The organism is Pseudomonas sp. LBUM1653 (assembly GCF_059716115.1).
The window spans coordinates 2,182,643-2,203,186 of sequence record NZ_CP166803.1; the positions used below are offsets into that span (position 1 = coordinate 2,182,643).

Consider the following 20,544-nt stretch of genomic DNA (forward strand, 5'->3'; position numbering starts at 1 on the left):
TTTGTCCTCTGGTCATGTCAGAACGGGACGTCGCCGATGATTTCGGCGCGATCCATCTTGCGGTGACAGGGCGGGTAATCCATCACGGCCAGGTGCTGGGTGCTGCGGTTGTCCCATAGGGCGACGCTGTTCGGCTGCCAACGGAAGCGCACCTGGTATTCCGGAATGCATGCTCGGCTGATCAGGTACTGCAGCAGCTGTGCGCTGCCGGGCGCGTAGTCCAGCCCGAAGCGCACGTTGTCGGGGGTATGGAAGTTGGTGAAGTGCGTGGCGTAGCCGCTGACGAAGAGGATCTTTTCGCCCGTCTCCGGGTGAATGCGTACAACGGGGTGTTCGGCATCGGGGTACTGGGCGTGCAGCGCCTGGCGTTTTTCGATGGGGTGCGCCGCACCGAAAGAGGACTGCAGGCTGTGACTGGCACGCAAGCCGGCAATTTGGGTCTTGATGTGTTCCGGCAGACCCTCATACGCCATCGCCATGTTGGCCCACATGGTGTCGCCGCCCACGGGCGGGCATTCGATGCAGCGCAGTACAGCACCGAATGGTGTCTTTTGGCGCCAGGTAGCATCGCTGTGCCAGCCGTTTTCGTAGCGTCCTGCACCGTCCGGCCTGTCGGGCGTTTTGTAGATGGTCTGCAGGCCCGGGTTCTCCGGATCGCCAGGAGCGTAGGGGTGAACGTCCAGCTCGCCGAAGTAGCGCGCGAAGGCCACATGCTCGGCGCGTGTGATGTCCTGGTCGCGGAAAAACAGCACTCGGTGTTGCAGCATTAACTTGTGGATTTCGGCCATCATCGCCGGGTCGCGCGAGGCGACGCCGAGGTTGATGTTGCTGATTTGCGCGCCGATGGAACAGGTGAGCTGCTCGACCTTGATCGAATCGGATAACGAGCTGGCGCTGACGATGGCAGGCGCACGAGGGGTCGTCATGGACGTGTCTCCGTGTTCGGGTCACCGGAGGGTGGCCCTTATTGTCGTTTTTGGTTTTCAGGCTGGGGGCTCAGCCGATGGATGCGGCCTGTGCTTTGGCGTGTGCGGCCAATTCTTCAATCAGGATCGGCGCACCCAGGCTCATCGAATGGATGCCGAGCACGCTCACGCATTGCAGCACCGCGGTGATTTCTTCCTGGGTGGCGCCCAGTTCAAGCGCCTTGCGGATGTGGTTGCGCACGCCCGGCCCATACATGTGGGTGCACGATGCGTCGACGGCGATCGCGATGAATTCGACGGTTTTCGCGTCGAGCACTCCCGACGCCAGTGGTGCCGTGGCCATCGCCATGAATTTCTCGGTCCATGCCGGATCGAGCACGGCGAAGGGCTCCCAGTTCGGGTTCCAGTAGCCGCTGGCGCGCAACGAGTCACAAATCGGTGTAGTCGGCGCAGCGGCTTGAGATGAGTTCATGGCATGGGCTCCTTCAATCGGATGGATGGAAGGCAGTATCCGCACTCATGTCACCTCATGATTGACAGGTTGGGACATTTGATTACCCCGTCGGGACATGCGGAAAATCTGGATTGGGGGGATATCCATTGCTGCGGTAACGGCCACCTATGGTTTCGCCCTTACGGCGAGTCCCTTTTTCAAACGCCAAAAAGGAACCAAAAGGCTTTGCCCCACCACTCGGTGCCTCGCCTGGGCTCGGCATGCCCTCACTCCGGCATTGCTCCGTGGGTCGCCGCGATGGGCCATCCCTGGCCCAGCGCGGCTAAACCGGCGTCCTGCCGGTTTCCCCACTGCGCAATGCCTGCGTTCGGCCATCGTGGTTTAACGGGGCGCCCAAAATCTAAAGCCAAAGCGAGGCGGCCTTAGAGCCGACCTGACTTTACGGCTGTACCTGATCCCCTGTGGGAGCGAGCCTGCTCGCGATGGTCGTCAACGATAACGCGCCCTGTCTGGATGAACGCGTTGTCTGGACGTTTTTCGCGAGCAGGCTCGCTCCCACAATGGGATCGCGGACAGACCTGCAGTCAGGTCGGCTATCAGGCCGCCTCGCTTTGGCTGTTGCTGTTGCTGTTGCTGTTGATTTTCTTGCCCCATCGCGGCGGGCCCTGTAGGAGCGAGCATGCTCGCTCCTACAGGCCGGGCGGCGTTCCGTGCTTCCAAGTGATTCGCTGTAAAAGCGAAACCATAGGTGGCCGTTACCGCAGGAATGGATATACACCCAATCCAAATACGCACCTGGAGCCATTCAACCCAAAGTGAACAGCATTACCGCCTCATGGGACTTGTGATCCCACGAGGCGAGCAGGGCGACACGTTACTGATCGGAGTCCCTGAATCGGGCTTCCCGGCGTTCGAGGAATGCCTGTATGCCTTCGGCATAATCCGGATGGACCGCAGCCCGGGCGTTGGTCATTTGCGACAGCTGGATCGCCATTTCGGTCGGTTGCCCGTAGCCGTACTTCATGGCCTGCTTCTGCGCCTCGATGGCGGTGGGCGAGTTGTGCACGATCTTCCTGGCGATTTCCAGCGCCAATGGCATGAGCTGCTCTTTTGTCACTACATGATTGACCATGCCCAGGCGATGCGCTTCCTGCGCGGTGATCAGTTCCCCCGTCATCATCATCTCCATGGCTTTGCCGGGTGACAGCACGCGGGGCAGAAAGACCGATCCTCCCGAGGCATTGGCGATCCCGACCATCGCATCCGGCAGATTGAACGTCGCATTGTCCGCCGCAATGATGAAATCCATGCCGATTGCCAGCTCCATTGCGCCCGAGCCCGAATAGCCGTGCACCGCCGCGAAGATCGGCTTCTTCAGGTTGCGTACGGCATAGCTGACCTGATCAAAGCCGAGCCGCTGCTGCCTGCGCTCATCGGCAGTAAAACTGCCGCGTTCGCTCAAATCGGTGACGCCACCGAAGTTGTTGCCGGTGCCCGTCACGATGACGCAGCGCACCTGGGACTGCAGCGATACGTGCCGGATGATTTCACCAAGACGGGTGGCCATCTTGTTGGTGATTGCGTGGAAGGCGTCGGGGCGGTTGAAGGAAATGATCGCTACCCGGCCACCTTCGGCGAACTCCAGCAGTACATTGTCGTCCGGATCCGGCATCGGTAGGGTCTGCAACAACAACTGGCTGAATTTGTGTTCCAGTTCTTGCGGGGTCAGTGGCGTCATTGGGGTAGCTTCGGTGTTCATGTTTTCAACCTTTCATGACTCAACGGCAGGGGCTTGATGCAAGATTGGTATCGCTTAGCCGAAGGCCGTGATGTCGGGCATCTCGATGTTCTCGCGCTTGCAAAAGGCTTCATAACGCTCGACGGAGGTCTTCCAGTTCTCGATCGCCAGCACCTGGTCGTTCTCACCCAGGAATACCAGGTCGCCAAGAATGATATTCAGCACGATCAGATCGCCACTGGTGTTGACCACTTCGGGCGTGTGGCGGGACGCGGCGGTCTCGTAGACGATGCTGCCAGGACCGGCAACCCAGTCGTGTTCCTTGTACTTCCAGCTGCCCTGGATGGTGTAGACAATCACCGTGCCGGAGTGGTGGTGCATGGGCAGTTCCGAACCGGGAGGGGCCTTGAGCATGTTGATGACCTCGCCGCGAATCGGATCGGCCTTGATGTACTTGATCAGGATCTCGTCACTGAACGGTGCGAATGGCATCCACGGCAGCGATTCAGCATCAATGACGGCGGTGTCGATCTGTTGATGAAACATGGTTGTTGCTCCGGTGCGATGGTGGGCAAACGAGACCTGATTCAGATCTCGAGCCTGGAAAATAAAAATCCGGCGGGATCAGAACGGGGCGTCGCCGACGATTTCGGCGCGTTCCATTTTTCGGTGGCAGGGTGGGTAATCCATCACGGCCAGGTGCTGCGTGCTGCGGTTGTCCCACAGGGCGACACTGTTGGGTTTCCAACGGAAGCGCACCTGGTACTCGGGGATGAACGCCCGGCTGATCAGGTACTGCAGCAGCTGCGCGCTGCCCGGCGCGAAATCCAGTCCGAAGCGCACGTTGGCGGGGGTGTGAAAGTTGGTGAAGTGCGTGGCGTAGCCGCTGACGAAAAGGACTTTCTCGCCCGTCTCAGGGTGGGTACGTACCACAGGGTGTTCGGAGTCGGGATATTTGGCGTGCAGAGCCCGGCGTTGCTCGATTGGTAGCTTCGCGCCGAAGGTGGATTGGAGGCTGTGACTGGCGCGCAAGTCGGCAATCTGGGTTTTGACATGCTCTGGCAACCCCTCATAAGCCAGCGCCATGTTGGCCCACATCGTGTCGCCGCCTACCGGCGGGCATTCGATGCAGCGCAACACGCAGCCCAAGGGTGGCTTCTGGCGAAAGGTGGCATCGGAATGAAAGGCACTTTCGTAGCGTCCGACACCGTCCGGGCTCTCGGGCGATTTGTAGATACGCTGCAAGCCAGGCTCTTCGGGGTCGAGGGGGGTGTAGGGATGCACGTCCAACTCGCCGAAATGACGAGCGAAGGCCGCATGCTCGGCGCGCGTGATGTCCTGGTCACGGAAGAACAGCACCCGATGTTGCAGCATCAGCTTGCGGATTTCGGCCATCATCGCCGTGTCGCGTGAGGCGACACCGAGGTTGATGTTGCTGATTTCCGCGCCGATGGAGCAGGTGAGTTGCTCGACCTTGATCGAGTCAGACAACGAGCCGGCGCGGACGATGGCAGGTGCACGAGGGATAGTCATGGACGTGTCTCCGTGTTCGGGCCACCCGATGGCGGCCTTTTGTTGTTGTTTTGGTTCTTCAGGGAAGAAGGAACGTTCGGAATGGACGCAGTATCCGCGCCCAGGGCAGCGTTCGAATGACGGCTGGGGACATTGGCTTGACAGTTTGGGACAGGCACGCCTGAGGTACACCGTAGCGGTGTTCCAGAGGGTTGAGGAGGCGGGTGAGGGTTCGCGTCCGGAAGACCGGAATTGCCCCCTCTTTGTGGAAGGGGGGCGCGAAACCCTGTGTAGCGACTATGGTGTCAGACCGGGCGATTCCCCTTGATACCGGCGCGCAGCATGAGTCGGGGCTGGGGGTGGTAATCGAACGCCGCGTAGTGCTGGGTCGAGCGGTTATCCCAGACGGCGACGGTGTTCGCCCGCCAACGCAGGCGCACCTGGAATTCGGGAATCGTGGCCCGTGAGGCCAGGTAACTCAGCAAATGGTTGCCCTCGTGCATGTCCTGGCCGTAGCGCACCCGTTTGCCGTCGTTCCAGTTGGTGAAATTAGTAACGTAGTTCATACATACATACAGGATCTTCTCCCCGGTCTCGGGGTGGGTGCGTACGACGGGATGCTCGGGTGGCGGATTTTTCCCCACCATTTCATGGCGCTTCTCGATCGGCATGCCACCGCAGAACGCGGTCTCGATACTGCTCCTGGCATACAGGCCTTCAAGTTGCTGTTTCACGTGTTCCGGTAGCGTTTCATACGCGAGCGCCATGTTGGCCCACAGGGTATCGCCGCCGAGTTCCGGGCAGTGGACGCAACGCAATACCGCGCCCATCAGCGGCTCGGACTGGTTCATGGTGTCCGAATGCCAGTTGTTCTCGAAGCTTCTCGGCTTGTCATAACCGGGGAGGTTGCTTCTACCCGCTTCATCGATGGCCAGAATCTTCGGCGCCTCCGGCATGCCGGCGTAGACCCTGTGCACATCGAGTTCGCCGAAGCGCTCGGCAAAGGTTTGCTGTTGCAGCGGCGAAATATCCTGATCGCGGAACACCAACAGTTTGTGCTTGAGCCAGAGCGCCTTGATCTCGGCGAACAGCTCGGCGTCCTGGCCGGCATCGATCAGACTGACGTTGCTGATCTCGACCCCGAGGGCCGGCGACAGCAGCTCGACCTTCAGGGAGTTCTTGAGTGCCGACGGTCGAACGATGGCTGCGGAACCTGTCACAGGACGGGTTACGTGAGATTCTGTCATCACTGTCTCCTGGTGCTGTCTATAGGTCATTGAACTGCGGTTCATGACGGGACGTCGGCAGCGCCGCCCAGTTCGTACAGCACGGGCATGGCGCAATGTTTGACGCCCCTCCAGAGCAGGCTCAGCGCATGGGAAAACCACGTTCGCCCGGACGACGGTTCGGCGCCCAGCCGAGTTTGGCCAGGGTTTCATTGGCGTCGCGGTAGTTCTCGCCGAGCTTGTAGATGCGCCGTGCTTCCTCGCCATTGGCAACGTCGCGATTGAGTTCGCGGGCGATGCGCACCATCGACTCGATCTGCTGCACCGAGGTCATGCGCTCGCCTGTCGGACCGCGTAGCGTGTCCTCGTTGCCGACTCGTACATGCAGGCCGAGCGCAATCGCCATGGCGTTCATCGGGAACACGCTGCGACCCAGGCACTCGATGGTGAGTACCGCGCCATCGGGCGTGCGGCGCACGAACTCCAGCAGGTCGGCCGGATGCGCAGCGGACGAACCACCGCCGACCGCCGCATAGTTGAGAACCAGCGGGCCGTTGTAGAGACCGCGCCGCACCAGGCGCTCAACCGAGTCCAGGGTCGCTACGCTGCCGAGCATGAAATGCGGCTGGATACCGCTGGCCGTCAAGCGACGCAGGTGCTCCACATGCCACGACGGATTGGACGGCACGACCATGTTGCGATAGGCCTCCTGCAATTCGGCGCCCGCCAGCGAGGTACCGGCGACGTCCTCTTCGGTGAACAGGTCCAGCGCATTGAACTGCGTGGTGTTGATCACCACCGTGACCTGATCCGGCCGCGGAGTGAGTTCGGCCAGCATGTGGCGTGTGTCGTCGCTCAACCACTTCGCAGCCTCACCTTCAGTCTCTGGAGCGAAGGAAATCGAGCCGCCTACCTGCAGGATCATTTCCGGTACGGCCTCACGCAGGCGCGCCAGCAATTCGTTGAATTTCGACAGGCGCTTGCTGCCTTTGCCATCTTCCTCACGCACGTGCACGTGCAGCACGGTAGCACCGGCGTTCCAGCAATCGACGGCTTTCTGGACCTGCTCGTCCATGGTGACGGGGATGTCGTCGGAGTCGCCGGGAACCCATTCCGGTCCGTAGGGAGCAACCTGGATCACGAGTTTTTGCTGGTTTTCGGGCAAGAGGGAGTCGTCGAAGAATTGCATGGTGTTTCCTTGTTATTAGAAAGGGCGGCGTGCCTGCGTATCAGGAGGACCAGGATGGTTGCCCGCGTGGAAACAAGATTAGGAGTCTGAATCGCGAATTGCCCCCTCCTCGTGGCAGGGGGCCGGGTACTGATCAGACAGGCGCGCCACTGCGCAACTGGCGAACCGCGCCGCCTTATTTCAGCGGGTGATCTGGAGTACGCCGAGGATGCTTGCTCGCTGCACAAGCTGCTTGCGTGTGCCGGCATCGAGCTTGGCGAATAGGTTCTTGATGTGCCACTTGACCGTTGTTTCCCCCACCTGCAGCGCCAGGCCGATCTCTTTGTTCGAGAGGTTGCCCGCCAGCAGTTCCAGCACCTCGCGCTCCTTCGGCGTGAGCGCCATGCTTGGGTTGGAGCGTGCGGTAGACAGCGTTATATTCACCCGCTCCACTGTCGCGGGCCCGGGCGACGCCACGCTTGTCGTCCCCGGCAACACCAAGCGCACCCAGTCGCCCAATGCCGGGTGCGCATCATCGAAAACACGCAGCAATCCATACGTGCTGGCCAGGTCCACCGCCTCGCGCATCAGAGGCAGCGATTCATCGCCGCAACGGTCCAGTGCCCAGGCACGCAGACCCATCAGCTCGATGTGTTGCTGGCCAAGTTTCTCCTGTTGAGCCAGAGCGTCGGCACGGGACAAAGCGTCGACGGCCTGGCGCCAGTCCTGGGCGGCGATGGCCGAATACGCCAGCGCGCTCTCACGCAATAGCGACACCTTGCGGCACCAGAGCCGTCCCAGTGGGGGGGCTTCGGCGAGCCGGGCATCGATCTGCGAACAGAGTTCGCGACACGTTTGCGAACGGTATTGGCGCGCGTGCAGGCGTACCTGCTCCGCCAGGCTGGCAACGCGCAGGCGTGGCACCCCGCGCATCACGCCGACGGCATCCAGGGTGCCCAGCACGTCCAGCGCCCGGTGCTCGGTCCCTTCGGCCAACGCAATCCGGGCCATCGTCCGGTAAGCGAGCAGCACCACTTCGGGTTGGCCACTACGTTCCAGTACATCCAGCCGATTGGCCAGCAGCATGCCGGCCTCGTCAGGCCGGTTGCGCTCCCACATCGCCGCCGCGAGGGCGGCGGCTACCATGCACGTAGCGGGACAGCGTCGACCGAGTTGGTCCTCTGCGCGCGCCAACGTCGGGCGCAACAGATTCTCGGCCATTTCGATCTGGCCTTCCCACAAGTAGGACAGTCCCAGAAGGAAGTCACCCGCTTGCAGTACGTAGCCCGACACCGGGCTGTGCTGATGGTGCGCAGCCTGTTGTTGGCGTAGACGGGCGAGCGCCGGTTCACCCTCAAGCAGCGCGCACAACGCCGACCGGTTGGCATGCACCTGCAGTAACCAGGAGTCGGTAAAGGGTGGATCCAGCGCCCATGGAGCATGCAGCGCGGCGCACCGGTCAGGGTCGTCTGCATAAGCCGCCGCCACGCTTTGAATCAGCGCGCACTCACAGCGCAGCTCGACGTCCGCGCTGGTCTGCGTGAGCAGGCGCTCTACCAGTTGGTTCGCCTCCCTGTGCCGTTCGCTCAGCGCGAGCGACCAGGCAGCGGCGAGCAACAGGCGGGGCCGGCGATCCACCTCGTCGGCGGGTAGCCGGGACAGCCATTCCAGCACCGTATCGGGGCCCATGCGTGGCAACGATTCGTACAGGCTCCGCTCGGCAAGATCGTAAGCAAGATCACGCTGGCCGGCCGCCAGTGCATGGCGGGCGGCTTCTTCCACCAGGCCGCGCGCGGCCAGACTCGCAGCGGCCCGAGCGTGCAGCGCTACTTGTTCTTCGGTCGGCAGCAGTGCGAAACGACGGCGCAATTCGTCCCGCGCAAGCATGTGCATGCGTAGCCACTCGCTGCCTTCGCTGGCAGCGAAGACGGGGGTATCCCGCGCCAGGCGCGCCAGCCGCTCATCAGCGTCCGGTGCCTGCGCGACGGCCCTGCACAGATCGGGGTGCAGCAGATCAAGGATCGCAATCTGCGTCAGAAACCTTGAGTCGGCCGGATCCAGATTGGCCAGTTGCAACGTGACGAACTGGTCGCGCATGGCACCACCGTGCGCCGCCATCACCGAGATCTCTGTCTGGGGGTTGCTGGCGCCTGCCATGACGCTGAGGGCGAGTTGCAGGCCCAGCGGCCAACCCTCAGCCAATTCGTGTAGTTGAGCAGCGCTGTCACGATTTACCCGGTTGCCGAAACGGTCACGGATCAAGGCAATGGTTTCATCAAGCCTGAAGCGCAATGGGTTCGGCCCGACAACAGTGCAATTGCCATAGGTGACCAGATCGCCGATATCGAGTCGGCAGTCTGTTCGGGCGGCCACGACAACGCGCAAATTGGCTGGCGTATTGCGAAGCAAATAGGCCAGTGCTTTGCGGGTGCCCTCGGGCAGACGGTCCGCCTCGTCAACGATCAGGACGATGTCCAGCGCCGACCGGGCGACATCGGCCAGCCAGACAGTCACGCCCTCAAGGCCAGCCGGTATGACGGCGTCCAGGAGTGTGTGGCCGAAGGTGGGGCGACCGGCTCCCGCCCGAACGGCGAGAGCAAGGCAATGTACGAAACGCGGCACGTCATCCTGCGGCTGCGCTGACAGCCATGCCACCACCCGACCCTGGGTCAGGTGTTCGCGACGCCACTGCGCAAGCAGCGATGTCTTGCCGAAACCGGCCGGCGCCTGTACCAGGATGATCGGGTAGTCGCGCAGCCGCTCATGGTCGTACTGCAGGCGGGGTCGCACGATCTGGTGGCGCGGCACGCTCTGCGGTGTGACCTTCAACATCAAGTCGTCGGGCGTGTTCGTCTGATTACGGGGAAGGGGGGTTGTCACGGGCGACCTCTGTGAATCGAGCACGCACGCGAGCTGCGACAGGATTTTTTTCGCGCGCCCCGAGCAGGTTTGACATGGCCCCGGCGTATGGACTGTTCACCTGTGCGCAGACGGGTTTGCATCGGAGTCGGTCGGTTGGGGTGGCAACGCGGCGGCCTTCTGGTGGCTGCGGCTGCGCGCCCGCCACGACGATGGAGATTCCTTGAATTCGCGCGCGAACCAGCGTGAGAAGGCGCTGGCAGCCGAGAATCCGAGCAGGTCGGCAATCTGGGCCAGCGAGCGTTGACTGGTCGCCAGGTACTCGCGGGCCAGGTCGGCGCGTACCGAGTTGATGACGGTCCCGGCCGTTTCGCCCACCGGCAACAAGTGCCGATGCAGGGTCCGTCGGTCCACGCCCAGTTGCCGGGCTACCCGCTCAACGGTGCACAGGCCTGTCGGCAACAGCATGCGGACGATCTTGCGTACCCGTTTATCAGGCGTATCCGCATCGGCGATCAACTCGAAATCGAGCCGCCTCTTGATATGCCGGCCGATCTCGGGGTCAGCCCTGGGGATGGGCATGTCGAGATCGCGTGTGCGCAAGACGATAGCGTTGCACTCCTGGGCAAACCGCACGCGAGGGCCAAGTACACGGTGGTGGGTCGCAAGGCTCGCCGGCGGCCCATGGGTGAAACACACACTGTCGGCATTGAGCGCGTCGTCGGTGAGAACCCGAAGCAAGCGCAACAATAGTCCGGCGAACATTTCAATTGGCTGCCGCGGCTCATAGCGGCCAGCCGTCGCATCAATATGCAGCAACACGAGATCACCATGTTCTTCCATTCGGAATTGGGTTTCTTCGTTTTGCAGGCACATGTAGCGGCTCAGCGAATGGAGCGCCTGACGAAGTGTGGGCTCTTCGCGCAAGACCAGCGCCAATGGGCCGAAAGACGAAAATTGGCGGCTTTCGGCCAGCCGCAGGCCGAAGTCGTCACAACCGGATATGCGGGCCGATTCCTGGAGGAGCCAATACAGGGCGTCGGCGTTGACCATGATGTCAGCGTCGGCGAGTGCGGCTGGATTGACGTGCGCGTCCCTGAGCATTTTCAAGGGATCCAGCCCGACCGAGCTGGCGATTTGTCCATAGTTGCTGAAGCTCGCACTACGTACCAGGCCGTGCATGTTCAAACTCCAGAAGGTGGGCCGGATTGAGGCAACAGATCGATGCCGACAACCTTACACCCAGGCATTCCTTTTGGAAAAGCATCAGGCGGGCGTCACGCTTGGTGCTCCGTGATCAGCCCGCCATTCGCGATTTCCAGCACGCTCGGTTATCGCCAGTCCGACTAGTGCTTGAGCAGGGCAGTGGCGCGAAAATAGTGGAAGGCGGCCCACGGATAGAACAGGCCGGCCAGCAACAGGGCGTTCCTCAAACCGCTCGTGGAATCGCCGTCAGCCAGCAGGTCGCTGGCGATGCCGACCAGTTGCGGGCCGATCACCAGTGCGCCGATATTGGCGACGAGCACGGCGATGCCGACGATGGTGGCGCGCATGGATGGCGGCGAAATATTCTGCATGACGACCCAGCCCAAGGCCACCGGGGCAAAGGAAAACAAGCCCGGTACCACCATCCACCACAGCGCGGTGGCATAGTTATCAGCGAGCAATGCCCCGACCAGGCACGGCCACACCAGCATCTGGATCAGTGCGCCGAGCAGCACGCGGCGCGAAGGCTTGCTGCGCGCTACGCGGTCGGATAACCATCCCATGACGATGGTTCCCACCATGCCGGCGACGCCGAGCACCAGCCCCAGCGCCGGGCCCAGTTGCGCCGCGCTCACCTCGAAATTGCGGATAAAGTAGGCCGGTATCCACAAGGCCAGTACGCTGGTGCTGGTGACCACGAGCGTGAGGGCCGCGAAGAGATGAACCAGGCCACGGTTGCCGAGCACGAAACGCAGCACTGCTGAAAACGGTGGTACGACTTCCTTGAGCGTCGCCTGTCCGGCCGGGTCTGTACGGCCACGCACCGGCTCGCGGGTGGTGAAAAACATAACGGCTGCCAGTGCGATTCCGGGTGCGCCGAGCAGAATGAAAGCCCAGCGCCAGCCCCATTCACCGGCGATCAACCCGCTCAAGGTGAAGGCCAGCACGATACCGAGGCTACTGCCGCTGCTGAAGATGCCGACCGCCTTGCCGCGTTCGCTCGGCGGAAACAGATCGGCGATCAACGATTGCGCCGGTGGCGTCGATCCTGCTTCGCCGACCCCGACGAAAATCCGTGCCAGTGCCAGTTGCACGGTGTTGGTGGCCATGCCGCAGAGCACGGTGCAGACGGACCAGATGAACAGCGAAGCTGCGACCACATTGCGCCGGTTGGAACGGTCGGCCAGCATCGCCACCGGAATCGCCAGCGTGGCATAGAACAGCCCGAACACCGTACCGGACAGAAAGCCCATCATGGTGTCCGAGACGCCCAGGTCACGCTTGATCGGCTCAACCAGAATGCCCATCACATAACGGTCCAGGACACTGAAGGTATAGGTCAGCCACAACAAACCCAGCATGTAGTAGCGACCGGGTATCGCCACTGTCGTACCACCGGTGAGGGTACTCGTTTCCATCTTCATTTTTATTGTTCTCCAGCGTTAATGGAATTTCTGCACCAGCAACACGAACCCGACCAGGAACAGTGCTTCAGTGCCAAGCAGAAGGGCGGCACGCGGGCCGACTTTGCGTATGTCCAGCAATGAGGTTTTCAGGCCCACCGCCGCAATCGCGATCACCAGGCAGGCGCGCGAGACTTCATTGATCGCGGTGCCCAGGGACGCTGGAATCCAGCCCAGGCTACCGATTGCGACCAGAGCGACGAAAGCGATCAGGAAAGGCGGCAGCAGCGGGTCCTTGCTCCGGTCCTCGACGCTCTGGTTGCGGCGTCGCACGGCAATGGTGATGACCATCACCACCGGCAACAGCATTGCCACGCGCAGCATCTTGGTCAGCACGGCATAGTCGCCGACCTCATGGGAAATGCTGTAGCCGGCACCGACCACCTGCGCCACGTCGTGGATGGTGCCGCCGAGAAAGATGCCCGCCGCGTCCGCAGGCAGGCCGAGTGCCTTGACGATCAGCGGGTAGATAATCATCGCCAGTGTCGACAGCACCGTGACGCCGGCAATGGTGAAGATGAGTTCGCGTTCCGATTTTTCGTCCCGTGGCAGCACCGCGGCAATGGCGATTGCCGCCGAGGCACCGCAGATTGCCGTGGCGCCGCCGGTCAGGATGCCCAGGCGCCGGTCCAGTCCGAATACACGACTCATCAGCACGCCAAAGCCGATGGTCAGCAATACCCCGGCGACGATCAGGCCACCGTTGAACCAACCCAGGCCGCCAAGCTGCTCCAGGGTAATCCGGGCACCGAGCAGGGCCACGCCCAGACGCAAAATGCGCCGCGCCGCGAAGTCGATGCCGGGTTTGGCGCTGCCCTGGATAGCCACCGAGTTCAACGCCATGCCCAACAGCAAGGCGTACAACAGCGCCGGACCGCCACGGGCATCCGCGATGAAGGTCGCGGCGATGGCGACGACGATGCTCAGCAGAATGCCGGGCCAGTTGCGACGCACGTCGGCTACCCAGGCTTCGCCGGCCGCGTACGGGGATGTAAATAGATTCATGCTAAGTACTCTTTGCAGGACATTGCGTGACGCGGTCCTGCCGTGACAAAACGCCCATGCGTGTCAGCGCACTGGCTTGAGCCCGGCCAGTCGGATCGTCAGGCGATCAAGCAAACGGTCGGGAATAAAGTTGCGCACGTACCACAGGCCCACCAGCGGATAACGCGGTTTGGGTTTCGACGCTTCCAGTGCGTGGCAGATTGCATCGGTCACTACGTGCATTGGCCTGGCGCTCTTGAGTTCGTTGGCGGTGAAAGCGGGCAGGGCAGCCATGGCGATGGCGTAGTCGGTGTCGGTGTAGCGGCCGTCGGCCTGTTGCGGCGCGATCTTGTCCCAGATCGGTGTCTTGATCGGTCCGGGCTCAAGTGCACTGACCGAGATGCCATAGATCGACAACTCGCGACGCATGCCATCGCAAAGGGCTTCGACGGCATGCTTGGTCATCGCATAGAGCGCAACCAGCGGCAGCGCCATGCCTCCACTGATCGAGCTCAGATTGACCACACGACCCGGTGCGTGCCGGGCTCCGGCACGCGCACCGAGCAGTGGCAGAAAGGCCTGGGTGACGGCGAGCATGCCAAAGACATTGATCTCGAAGGCCTGGCGGACTTCTGCCAACGAGGTATGCATCAGCGGGCCTATCGGGGCGACACCGGCATTGTTGATCAGCCCGGCCAAACCCTTCTCACCCACAGCCGCCTGCACCTGGGCCACCGCTGCCGGCAAGGCCGCGGTGTCGGTGACGTCAAACAGCAACGGCGTGAAGGCCTCGCCCAATTGATTGCGAACACGCACACCATCGGCCTCCTTGCGCACGCTGCCGAACACGCGATAACCGCGCGCAATCAGCGCTTGTGCAGTGGCAAAGCCGATGCCGGTGGAGACGCCAGTGATGACCACGGTCTTGCTCATTTTGTTACCTCTGGGAGGTTGGCGGCTCTGGCGGTGCCGAGCTTGTTATTTTTTTGGGTAAAGCGTGGTGCGTAGTGTCTTCATACTGATAGATGAGTCCTGCCTGCGGATGACCGTTTGGGACATTTGCTGTACCCGTCGGGACATGGTTTTCCCGTGGTAACGCTCGCCCGATCCCATCCCTGCCTGACGTTTGTAGTCTTCGACCAATCCTGCAAACGCTCCTTGCAGGTTCTTTGCGAATGGAGGGCTGGTCCTGCCGCTCCATTAAACAATCCCGTCCGAATAGCACCCTACCCATCGAGAGTAGGGTGGGTTTTTTCAAACCCGATAGGGTGAATTCCACGTTGCGACTGCAGTGCAGATCGAATGCTCGGCGGCACATGGCACTGCGTCATGGCACCTGATCGATAAGCGACGTGCTGTCGCCTGTCGGCTATCGAGGGAAATTCCATGAGTCAAAGAGTGCTGATTGCGGGAGTGGGAATGACTCCGTTTGTCCCGCTGGGCGCTGGCGAAAGCACCGCGGCGCTGGCGGGAAGGGCGATTCGCCAGGCGCTTGACGATGCGCGCATTGACTACGACCTGGTTGATCAGGTGTTCGCCGCTTGCGTCACCGGTGCGGTCGGTTGCAGCGAGCGAGCGCTGGCTGAGACCGGTCTTACCGGCATCCCCGTGTTCACGGTCCGCGACGGTTGCGCCGCGGCCTCCAGCGCTTTTCAGTTGGCGCGTCACAGCGTGTTGTGCGGCGAGGCTGAATGCGCTTTGGTACTGGGCTTCGAAAGCATGCCGGCAAACGTGTCCAATCGGGCGTTCTTTGGTCTGGACGATTTGGCCCCGCAAGCGTGGAACGGCCTCGAACAGGTCGACGCCTCCCTGGCCTTTCTGGCCCGCCGCCAGCACCCGGCCGCACTGTTTGCTGCCCAGACCAGTTGGTTGTTGACCCGCATGGGCGTGGCGCAGGCCAGCTTCGAAGACGTACTCAGTCGAGCCAGGGCGCACGCCAGCAGCAATCCCTTGGCCGTGCTGAATCATGGCGCTGCGCTCGATGGCTGGCTGGCGCCCTATCTATGCCCACCCGCTTGCGGGGCCGCGGCGGTGCTGCTTTGCAGTCCGGCATTCCTTGCCCGATATGGCGCCCGGGGTGGTGTGGCGGTGCTGTCCAGCGTGCGTGGCAGTGACACCGCCTGCGAACAGGAGTCCGGCAATGTGTTGGATGTGCTGGGGCGCGCCGCGACTCGCCGTGTTGCCCAACAAGCTTACGAGCACGCCGGGCTCGGTCCCGACGAGATCGAAGTGGTCGAGCTGCACGACCAGAGCGTTGGCGACTTCATGGTCTGCAGCGCCGCCCTGGGTTTTTGCGAGGAAGACCAGATCGACAGATTCGTGCGCGAACGCCGCAACGCCCGGGGCGCGCGTATTGCCGTCTGTGCCTCGGGTGGCCTGCTCGGCCGCGGTCATGCCCCCGGCGCAACGGGGCTGGCGCAAATCGCTGAACTGGTCTGGCAACTGCGCGGCACTGCCGCCAGTGGTCAGCACACGGGTGCGCGGACCGCACTTCAACACAGCGCGGCCCTGGGGCGCGCGGTATCGGTAACCATCCTGCAGCGAACTTAAGGACAGCAGCGCAGGCCGCCTCAACGTATTTCCACGAACCACAGAGAAGGTGAGATGAACAATAACAATAAGATCTGCCACGCAAATCTGCGTCGAGGGCTTCTGGCTTCAGCAGTACTGACCGGGCTGGGCATCTTGCCCGTTCAAGCCCTGGAAATCGCTACCGGGAACGAAGACCTGGCGGTGCGTTTCGACAACACCTTCAAGTTCAACTATGCCCAGCGGGTCGAAAGCCCCAACAGCAAGCTGGCGAACTCATGGAACAACAACGACGGCAACCGCAACTTTTCCTCGGGCAGTGCGGTGTCCCAGCGCCTGGACGTGCTCTCGGAACTGGATGTGGTCTACAAGCAAAAGGCGGGTTTTCGCGTCAGCGCCAACACCTGGTATGACCATGCCTACGACAATGTCGGCAGCGACAATGCGGCGACCAACCAGCTCAATCATGGGGTGCCGGATTCACGCCATATCAGCGGTTACGCCGATCGCTACTACAACGGCCCGTCGGCCGAGATCCTCGATGCTTTCGTTTTCGGCAGCCTGGAAATCGGCGAAGAATCGATGCTCAGCGCCAAGCTCGGCCAGCACACCCAGTACTGGGGCGAAAGCATCCTGGCCTTTGCCCACGGCAACAGCTACGGCCAGTCCGGCCTGGACATTTCCAAGGCGCTGGCGGTACCGGGCACCGAAGCCAAGGAACTGTTCATCCCGCGTAACCAGTTGTCCGCCAGCTTCACGGTCAACCCGGAACTGACCCTCGGCGCTCAGTACTTCCTCGACTGGGACGCCGCGCGTTTACCGGAGTCCGGAACCTACCTGGGCTTCAACGACGGCATTCAGAATGGCGGGCATAACCTGTCGCTGATTGGCGGGCAGAATCCGTTTTTTGGTGCGCCTGGTCCGATCGGTGCCAATCAGTTCCTGCGCCTGAGCAATGGCCATACGTTCACCCCGGACAAGCGCGGCGACTTCGGCCTGATGGCCAAGTGGAGCCCGGAATGGCTCGACGGTACCCTCGGTGTCTACTACCGCAATACGTCCGATATTTTGCCCAACCTGGTGCTGCAGCCGACCGCCGTCGGACCGGCACAGCTGATCTCCGGCAACATCGGCAGCTACAACCAGTTCTACGTCGACGACATCGATATCTACGGCATCAGCCTGTCGAAAAGCGTCGGCGGGGTCAGCGTCGGTTTCGACCTGAACTACCGCGAAAACATGCCGCTGGCCAGCGTGGCGGGCACCGTCAGTCCGGCTGCAGCCGCTGCGGGTTTGCCAGGCTTCATCGGCGGCTTCAATGGCGAAGACGGCGTGGCCCGTGGCAACACCGTGCACGCCGTGCTCAACGGCCTGACCACCTTTGGCGACACGCCACTCTGGGACGCTTCCTCGTTGCTGGTCGAACTCGGCTACAGCCGCTGGCTGGACGTGACCGACAACAAGCAGCTGTTCAAGGGCGAGGACTGGTACCGCGGCACTGACAAGGTCACCAAGGACAACTACATCATTGGGGTCAACTTCAACCCGACCTGGTACCAGGTCTTCCCGGGCATCGATATGTACCTGCCGATGACCTACAACGTCGGCCTCAATGGCAACTCCGCCGTGCAACTGGGCGGTAACGAGGACGCTGGCAGCTATTCGGTCGGCGTCGGCATGGACGTGCACAACCAGTATCGATTCGACCTGAAATACGTGGACAACTTCGGTCCATTCGATACCTGCAACTCGGCTGGCAGCGCTGGCAATCAAGGAGATGGCGCGGCACCGGGCGCCAACGGCCAATACAACTGCGTGCCCGGCCAAACCACCGCTTTCGGCGGTACCCCATCCCAGCTCAAGGATCGCGGCATGGTCACTTTAACCTTCAAAACGACTATCTGATCGAACCGTTGCTCAGCAACAGGAGATATCCATGAAATTCGTCAAATCAGTACTGGCCACCACCTTGGCGCTGGCCGTCGCCGGCGGCGCACATGCGGCCGTATCCCCAGACCAGGCTGCGAAGCTCGGTACCACCTTGACCGGCGTTGGCGCCGAGAAAGCTGGTAATGCCGATGGCAGTATCCCTGCCTACACCGGAGGGCTGACTACCGCGCCAGCCAGCTATCAGAAGGGCAGCTCGTTCCGTCCGGATCCGTTTGAAGGCGAAAAGCCAAAGACTGTCATCAACGGCCAGAATGCCGCTCAATTCTCCGGCAAGCTGACGGCAACGACCCAGGAATTGCTCAAGCGTTACCCGTCCTTTCGCGTCGATGTGTTCCCAACCCACCGTACCGTAGGGCTGCCCCAACGATTGCTGGACAACACTGCCAAGAATGCCGTGCAGACCAAGTCAGTCGAGGGTGGTGTAGCCCTGGAGAACGCCCTGCCAGGCATACCCTTTCCAATCCCCGCCGATGGCTATGAAGCCATGTGGAACCACCTGCTGCGCTATCAGGGGCATGCCCTCAATATCAAGTACGACAACTGGAACGTCGATTCTTCCGGTCGCGCAACCCTGGCCACCACCAGCAACGGCTATCTTGAGTACCCGCTGTATGAGCCGTCCCGCACCACGCCAGCGAATGAGAGCGACCTGTTCTTCAAGACCAAGCTCTATTACCAGGGCCCGGCCCGTCGCGCCGGCGAGGCGATTTTGCTCAACGACGCCGTCAACCCGCTCAAGCAACCGCGCCGTGGCTGGCAGTACTTGCCCGGGCAACGCCGCGTCAAGCTGGCACCGGATCTGGCCTACGACACGCCGAACCCGGGTACGGCCGGTAGCTCCACTTATGACGATGCATGGGTGTTCAACGGTGCACTGGACCGGTACGACTTCAAGCTGGTCGGCAAGAAGGAAATGGTCGTTCCGTACAACACCTACAAGCTCAACTACCACGACAAAGCGGCGGATATCACCACGCCGAACCATGTCAACCCCGACCTGGTGCGCTGGGAACTGCACCGTGTCTGGGTCGTCGAGGCAACGCTGAAACCGGGCAAACGCCACATTTACAGCAAACGCACTTTCTATCTCGACGAAGACAGCTGGATCGCCCTGGCGTCCGACGAATATGACTCCAATGGCAAGCTGTACCGCGGCTCCTTCGCGCATATGGCCTACAGCTACGACGTGCAGGCGCCGAACTCGGACAACTTCATGACCTACGACTTCGTTGCGGGTAGCTACGGCATATCCGGTGTCTACGGTCCTTACGGCGGCATCAAGTACATCGAAGCGCTATCCAAAGCCCAGTGGGCACCGGAGTCGCTGGCCGGCGCGGGTATCCGTTAACCGAACTCCGTAGCGTCACTTTCCACCGGGAAGCGGTAGAGCTTGCCGGTGGCTTTTTTATCCGGGAAACAGCTATGAATAACTTCAAGTGGATGGCGTTTGCCGCACTGGCCGCGGCGCTGGCGCTGCCGTTCACCCGACCCGTGGTGGCGGCGCAGTTCGCCGATACCCTGGACAGTTCGGCCGTTCAGAGTGAAAAGGCGATCCAGGGCGCGTTTACGGGGCTGGCCAGTGCTGGAAAACGACTGGTCGCAGTGGGCCAGCGCGGGCACATTTTTTATTCGGACGATGACGGCCAGCAGTGGCACCAGGCTCGGGTACCGGTCAGTTCCGACCTGGTTGCCGTGCACTTTCCGACTTCGCAACAAGGCTGGGCTGTGGGGCACGATGGCGTAGTCCTGCACAGCAGCGACGCGGGCCAAACCTGGAGCCGCCAGTTTGATGGGCGTCAGGTCGGTCCGGTCATGCTTGCGTTCTACCAGCGGCTAGGCGCCGCGCAACCCGAGGACAGCGAATTGCAAATGCGCGTGTTCGAGGCCCAACGCATGGTCGAGGAGGGCGCCGACAAACCGTTCCTCGATGTCTGGTTCGAGAACGAGCGCGTCGGCTACATCGTCGGCGCGTTCAATCTGATTTTCCGCACCGACGACGGTGGTCAAAGCTGGACCCCCTGGCTCGATCGCACAGAGAACCCTTCGGCGCTGAACCTGTATGCGCTGCGTCCGGTGGGCAATCAGCTGTTCATCGTCGGTGAACAAGGGCTGGTGCTCAGACTCGACCCGGCGGCTGAACGCTTCCACGCCGTCCCCACACCGTACAACGGCACCTTCTTCGGCATCACCGGAAAACCCGGTGCAGTGCTGGTCTTCGGCCTGCGCGGCAATGCGTATCGCAGTGTCGATGAGGGTGTCAGCTGGAGCAAGGTCGAACTCGGCCTGCCCTTGAGCATCACCGCCAGTACGGTGACCGCCGATGGGCGAATCATCCTGCTGAGCCAGGCCGGCCATGTGCTGGTCAGCGTCGACGACGGCGCCAGTTTCAAACTGCAGCCACAAAACGGCCTGGCGCCGGTGGCTGGAGCCCAGGTATCGAGTTCCGGTGCGCTGGTGCTCGCCGGTGTTCGTGGCCTGCGTCAGCTACCCCTCGAATAAGCCCACTGTCGTATAACAAAAGAGACAAGA

At 61.8% G+C, this 20,544-nt stretch carries 16 protein-coding genes; 4 read left to right on the forward strand and 12 right to left on the reverse strand.

Annotated features, from left to right (window positions below; all coding sequences use genetic code 11):
* Positions 1–17: 17 nt before the first annotated feature.
* From ACA054_RS09930 to ACA054_RS09985, 12 genes are all read right to left on the reverse strand, one after another.
* Positions 18–872: a TauD/TfdA dioxygenase family protein gene (locus tag ACA054_RS09930; protein ID WP_497690268.1), complete on the reverse strand. Its 855-nt coding sequence runs from the start codon at positions 870–872 to the stop codon at positions 18–20.
* Positions 873–996: 124 nt separating this feature from the next.
* A complete protein-coding gene (locus tag ACA054_RS09935) occupies positions 997–1,398 on the reverse strand; it encodes a carboxymuconolactone decarboxylase family protein (protein WP_497689220.1) in 402 nt (133 codons plus the stop codon).
* Positions 1,399–2,254: 856 nt separating this feature from the next.
* Positions 2,255–3,139, reverse strand: a complete 885-nt coding sequence (locus ACA054_RS09940; RefSeq protein ID WP_497689221.1) for an enoyl-CoA hydratase/isomerase family protein — start codon at positions 3,137–3,139, stop codon at positions 2,255–2,257.
* A gap of 54 nt (positions 3,140–3,193) precedes the next feature.
* The gene (locus tag ACA054_RS09945) at positions 3,194–3,664 is read right to left on the reverse strand and encodes a 2,4'-dihydroxyacetophenone dioxygenase family protein (RefSeq protein WP_497689222.1); all 471 of its coding nucleotides are present in this window, start codon (positions 3,662–3,664) and stop codon (positions 3,194–3,196) included.
* A gap of 78 nt (positions 3,665–3,742) precedes the next feature.
* Positions 3,743–4,597, reverse strand: coding sequence for a TauD/TfdA dioxygenase family protein (locus ACA054_RS09950; RefSeq protein WP_497690269.1), 855 nt, complete (start codon positions 4,595–4,597; stop codon positions 3,743–3,745).
* Between the two features lie 338 nt (positions 4,598–4,935).
* Entirely contained in the window at positions 4,936–5,802 is an 867-nt protein-coding gene (locus ACA054_RS09955; RefSeq protein ID WP_497690270.1) for a TauD/TfdA dioxygenase family protein, read from the reverse strand.
* A gap of 196 nt (positions 5,803–5,998) precedes the next feature.
* A complete protein-coding gene (locus tag ACA054_RS09960; protein ID WP_497689223.1) occupies positions 5,999–7,045 on the reverse strand; it encodes a beta-keto acid cleavage family enzyme in 1,047 nt (348 codons plus the stop codon).
* A 180-nt stretch (positions 7,046–7,225) separates the two neighbouring features.
* Positions 7,226–9,904, reverse strand: coding sequence for a winged helix-turn-helix domain-containing protein (locus tag ACA054_RS09965; protein ID WP_497689224.1), 2,679 nt, complete (start codon positions 9,902–9,904; stop codon positions 7,226–7,228).
* A gap of 96 nt (positions 9,905–10,000) precedes the next feature.
* Positions 10,001–11,065: an AraC family transcriptional regulator gene (locus ACA054_RS09970; protein WP_497689225.1), complete on the reverse strand. Its 1,065-nt coding sequence runs from the start codon at positions 11,063–11,065 to the stop codon at positions 10,001–10,003.
* 164 nt (positions 11,066–11,229) lie between these two features.
* Complete coding sequence (locus tag ACA054_RS09975) at positions 11,230–12,513, reverse strand: spinster family MFS transporter (RefSeq protein WP_497689226.1); 1,284 nt, start codon at positions 12,511–12,513, stop codon at positions 11,230–11,232.
* Positions 12,514–12,531: 18 nt separating this feature from the next.
* Positions 12,532–13,557: a YeiH family protein gene (locus ACA054_RS09980; protein ID WP_497689227.1), complete on the reverse strand. Its 1,026-nt coding sequence runs from the start codon at positions 13,555–13,557 to the stop codon at positions 12,532–12,534.
* Between the two features lie 63 nt (positions 13,558–13,620).
* Positions 13,621–14,469, reverse strand: a complete 849-nt coding sequence (locus ACA054_RS09985; RefSeq protein ID WP_497689228.1) for an SDR family NAD(P)-dependent oxidoreductase — start codon at positions 14,467–14,469, stop codon at positions 13,621–13,623.
* A 453-nt stretch (positions 14,470–14,922) separates the two neighbouring features.
* Here ACA054_RS09985 and ACA054_RS09990 point away from each other — a divergent pair, with 453 nt between their 5' ends.
* The 4 genes from ACA054_RS09990 to ACA054_RS10005 all read left to right on the forward strand — a co-directional run bounded on the left by ACA054_RS09990 (position 14,923) and on the right by ACA054_RS10005 (position 20,514).
* Positions 14,923–16,086, forward strand: coding sequence for a thiolase C-terminal domain-containing protein (locus tag ACA054_RS09990; protein ID WP_497689229.1), 1,164 nt, complete (start codon positions 14,923–14,925; stop codon positions 16,084–16,086).
* Positions 16,087–16,140: 54 nt separating this feature from the next.
* Positions 16,141–17,970 (forward strand): DUF1302 domain-containing protein, encoded by a 1,830-nt coding sequence (locus ACA054_RS09995; protein WP_497689230.1) that lies wholly within the window; start codon positions 16,141–16,143, stop codon positions 17,968–17,970.
* Between the two features lie 31 nt (positions 17,971–18,001).
* The gene (locus ACA054_RS10000; RefSeq protein ID WP_497689231.1) at positions 18,002–19,363 is read left to right on the forward strand and encodes a DUF1329 domain-containing protein; all 1,362 of its coding nucleotides are present in this window, start codon (positions 18,002–18,004) and stop codon (positions 19,361–19,363) included.
* Positions 19,364–19,437: 74 nt separating this feature from the next.
* Entirely contained in the window at positions 19,438–20,514 is a 1,077-nt protein-coding gene (locus ACA054_RS10005) for a WD40/YVTN/BNR-like repeat-containing protein (protein ID WP_497689232.1), read from the forward strand.
* Positions 20,515–20,544 lie beyond the last annotated feature (30 nt).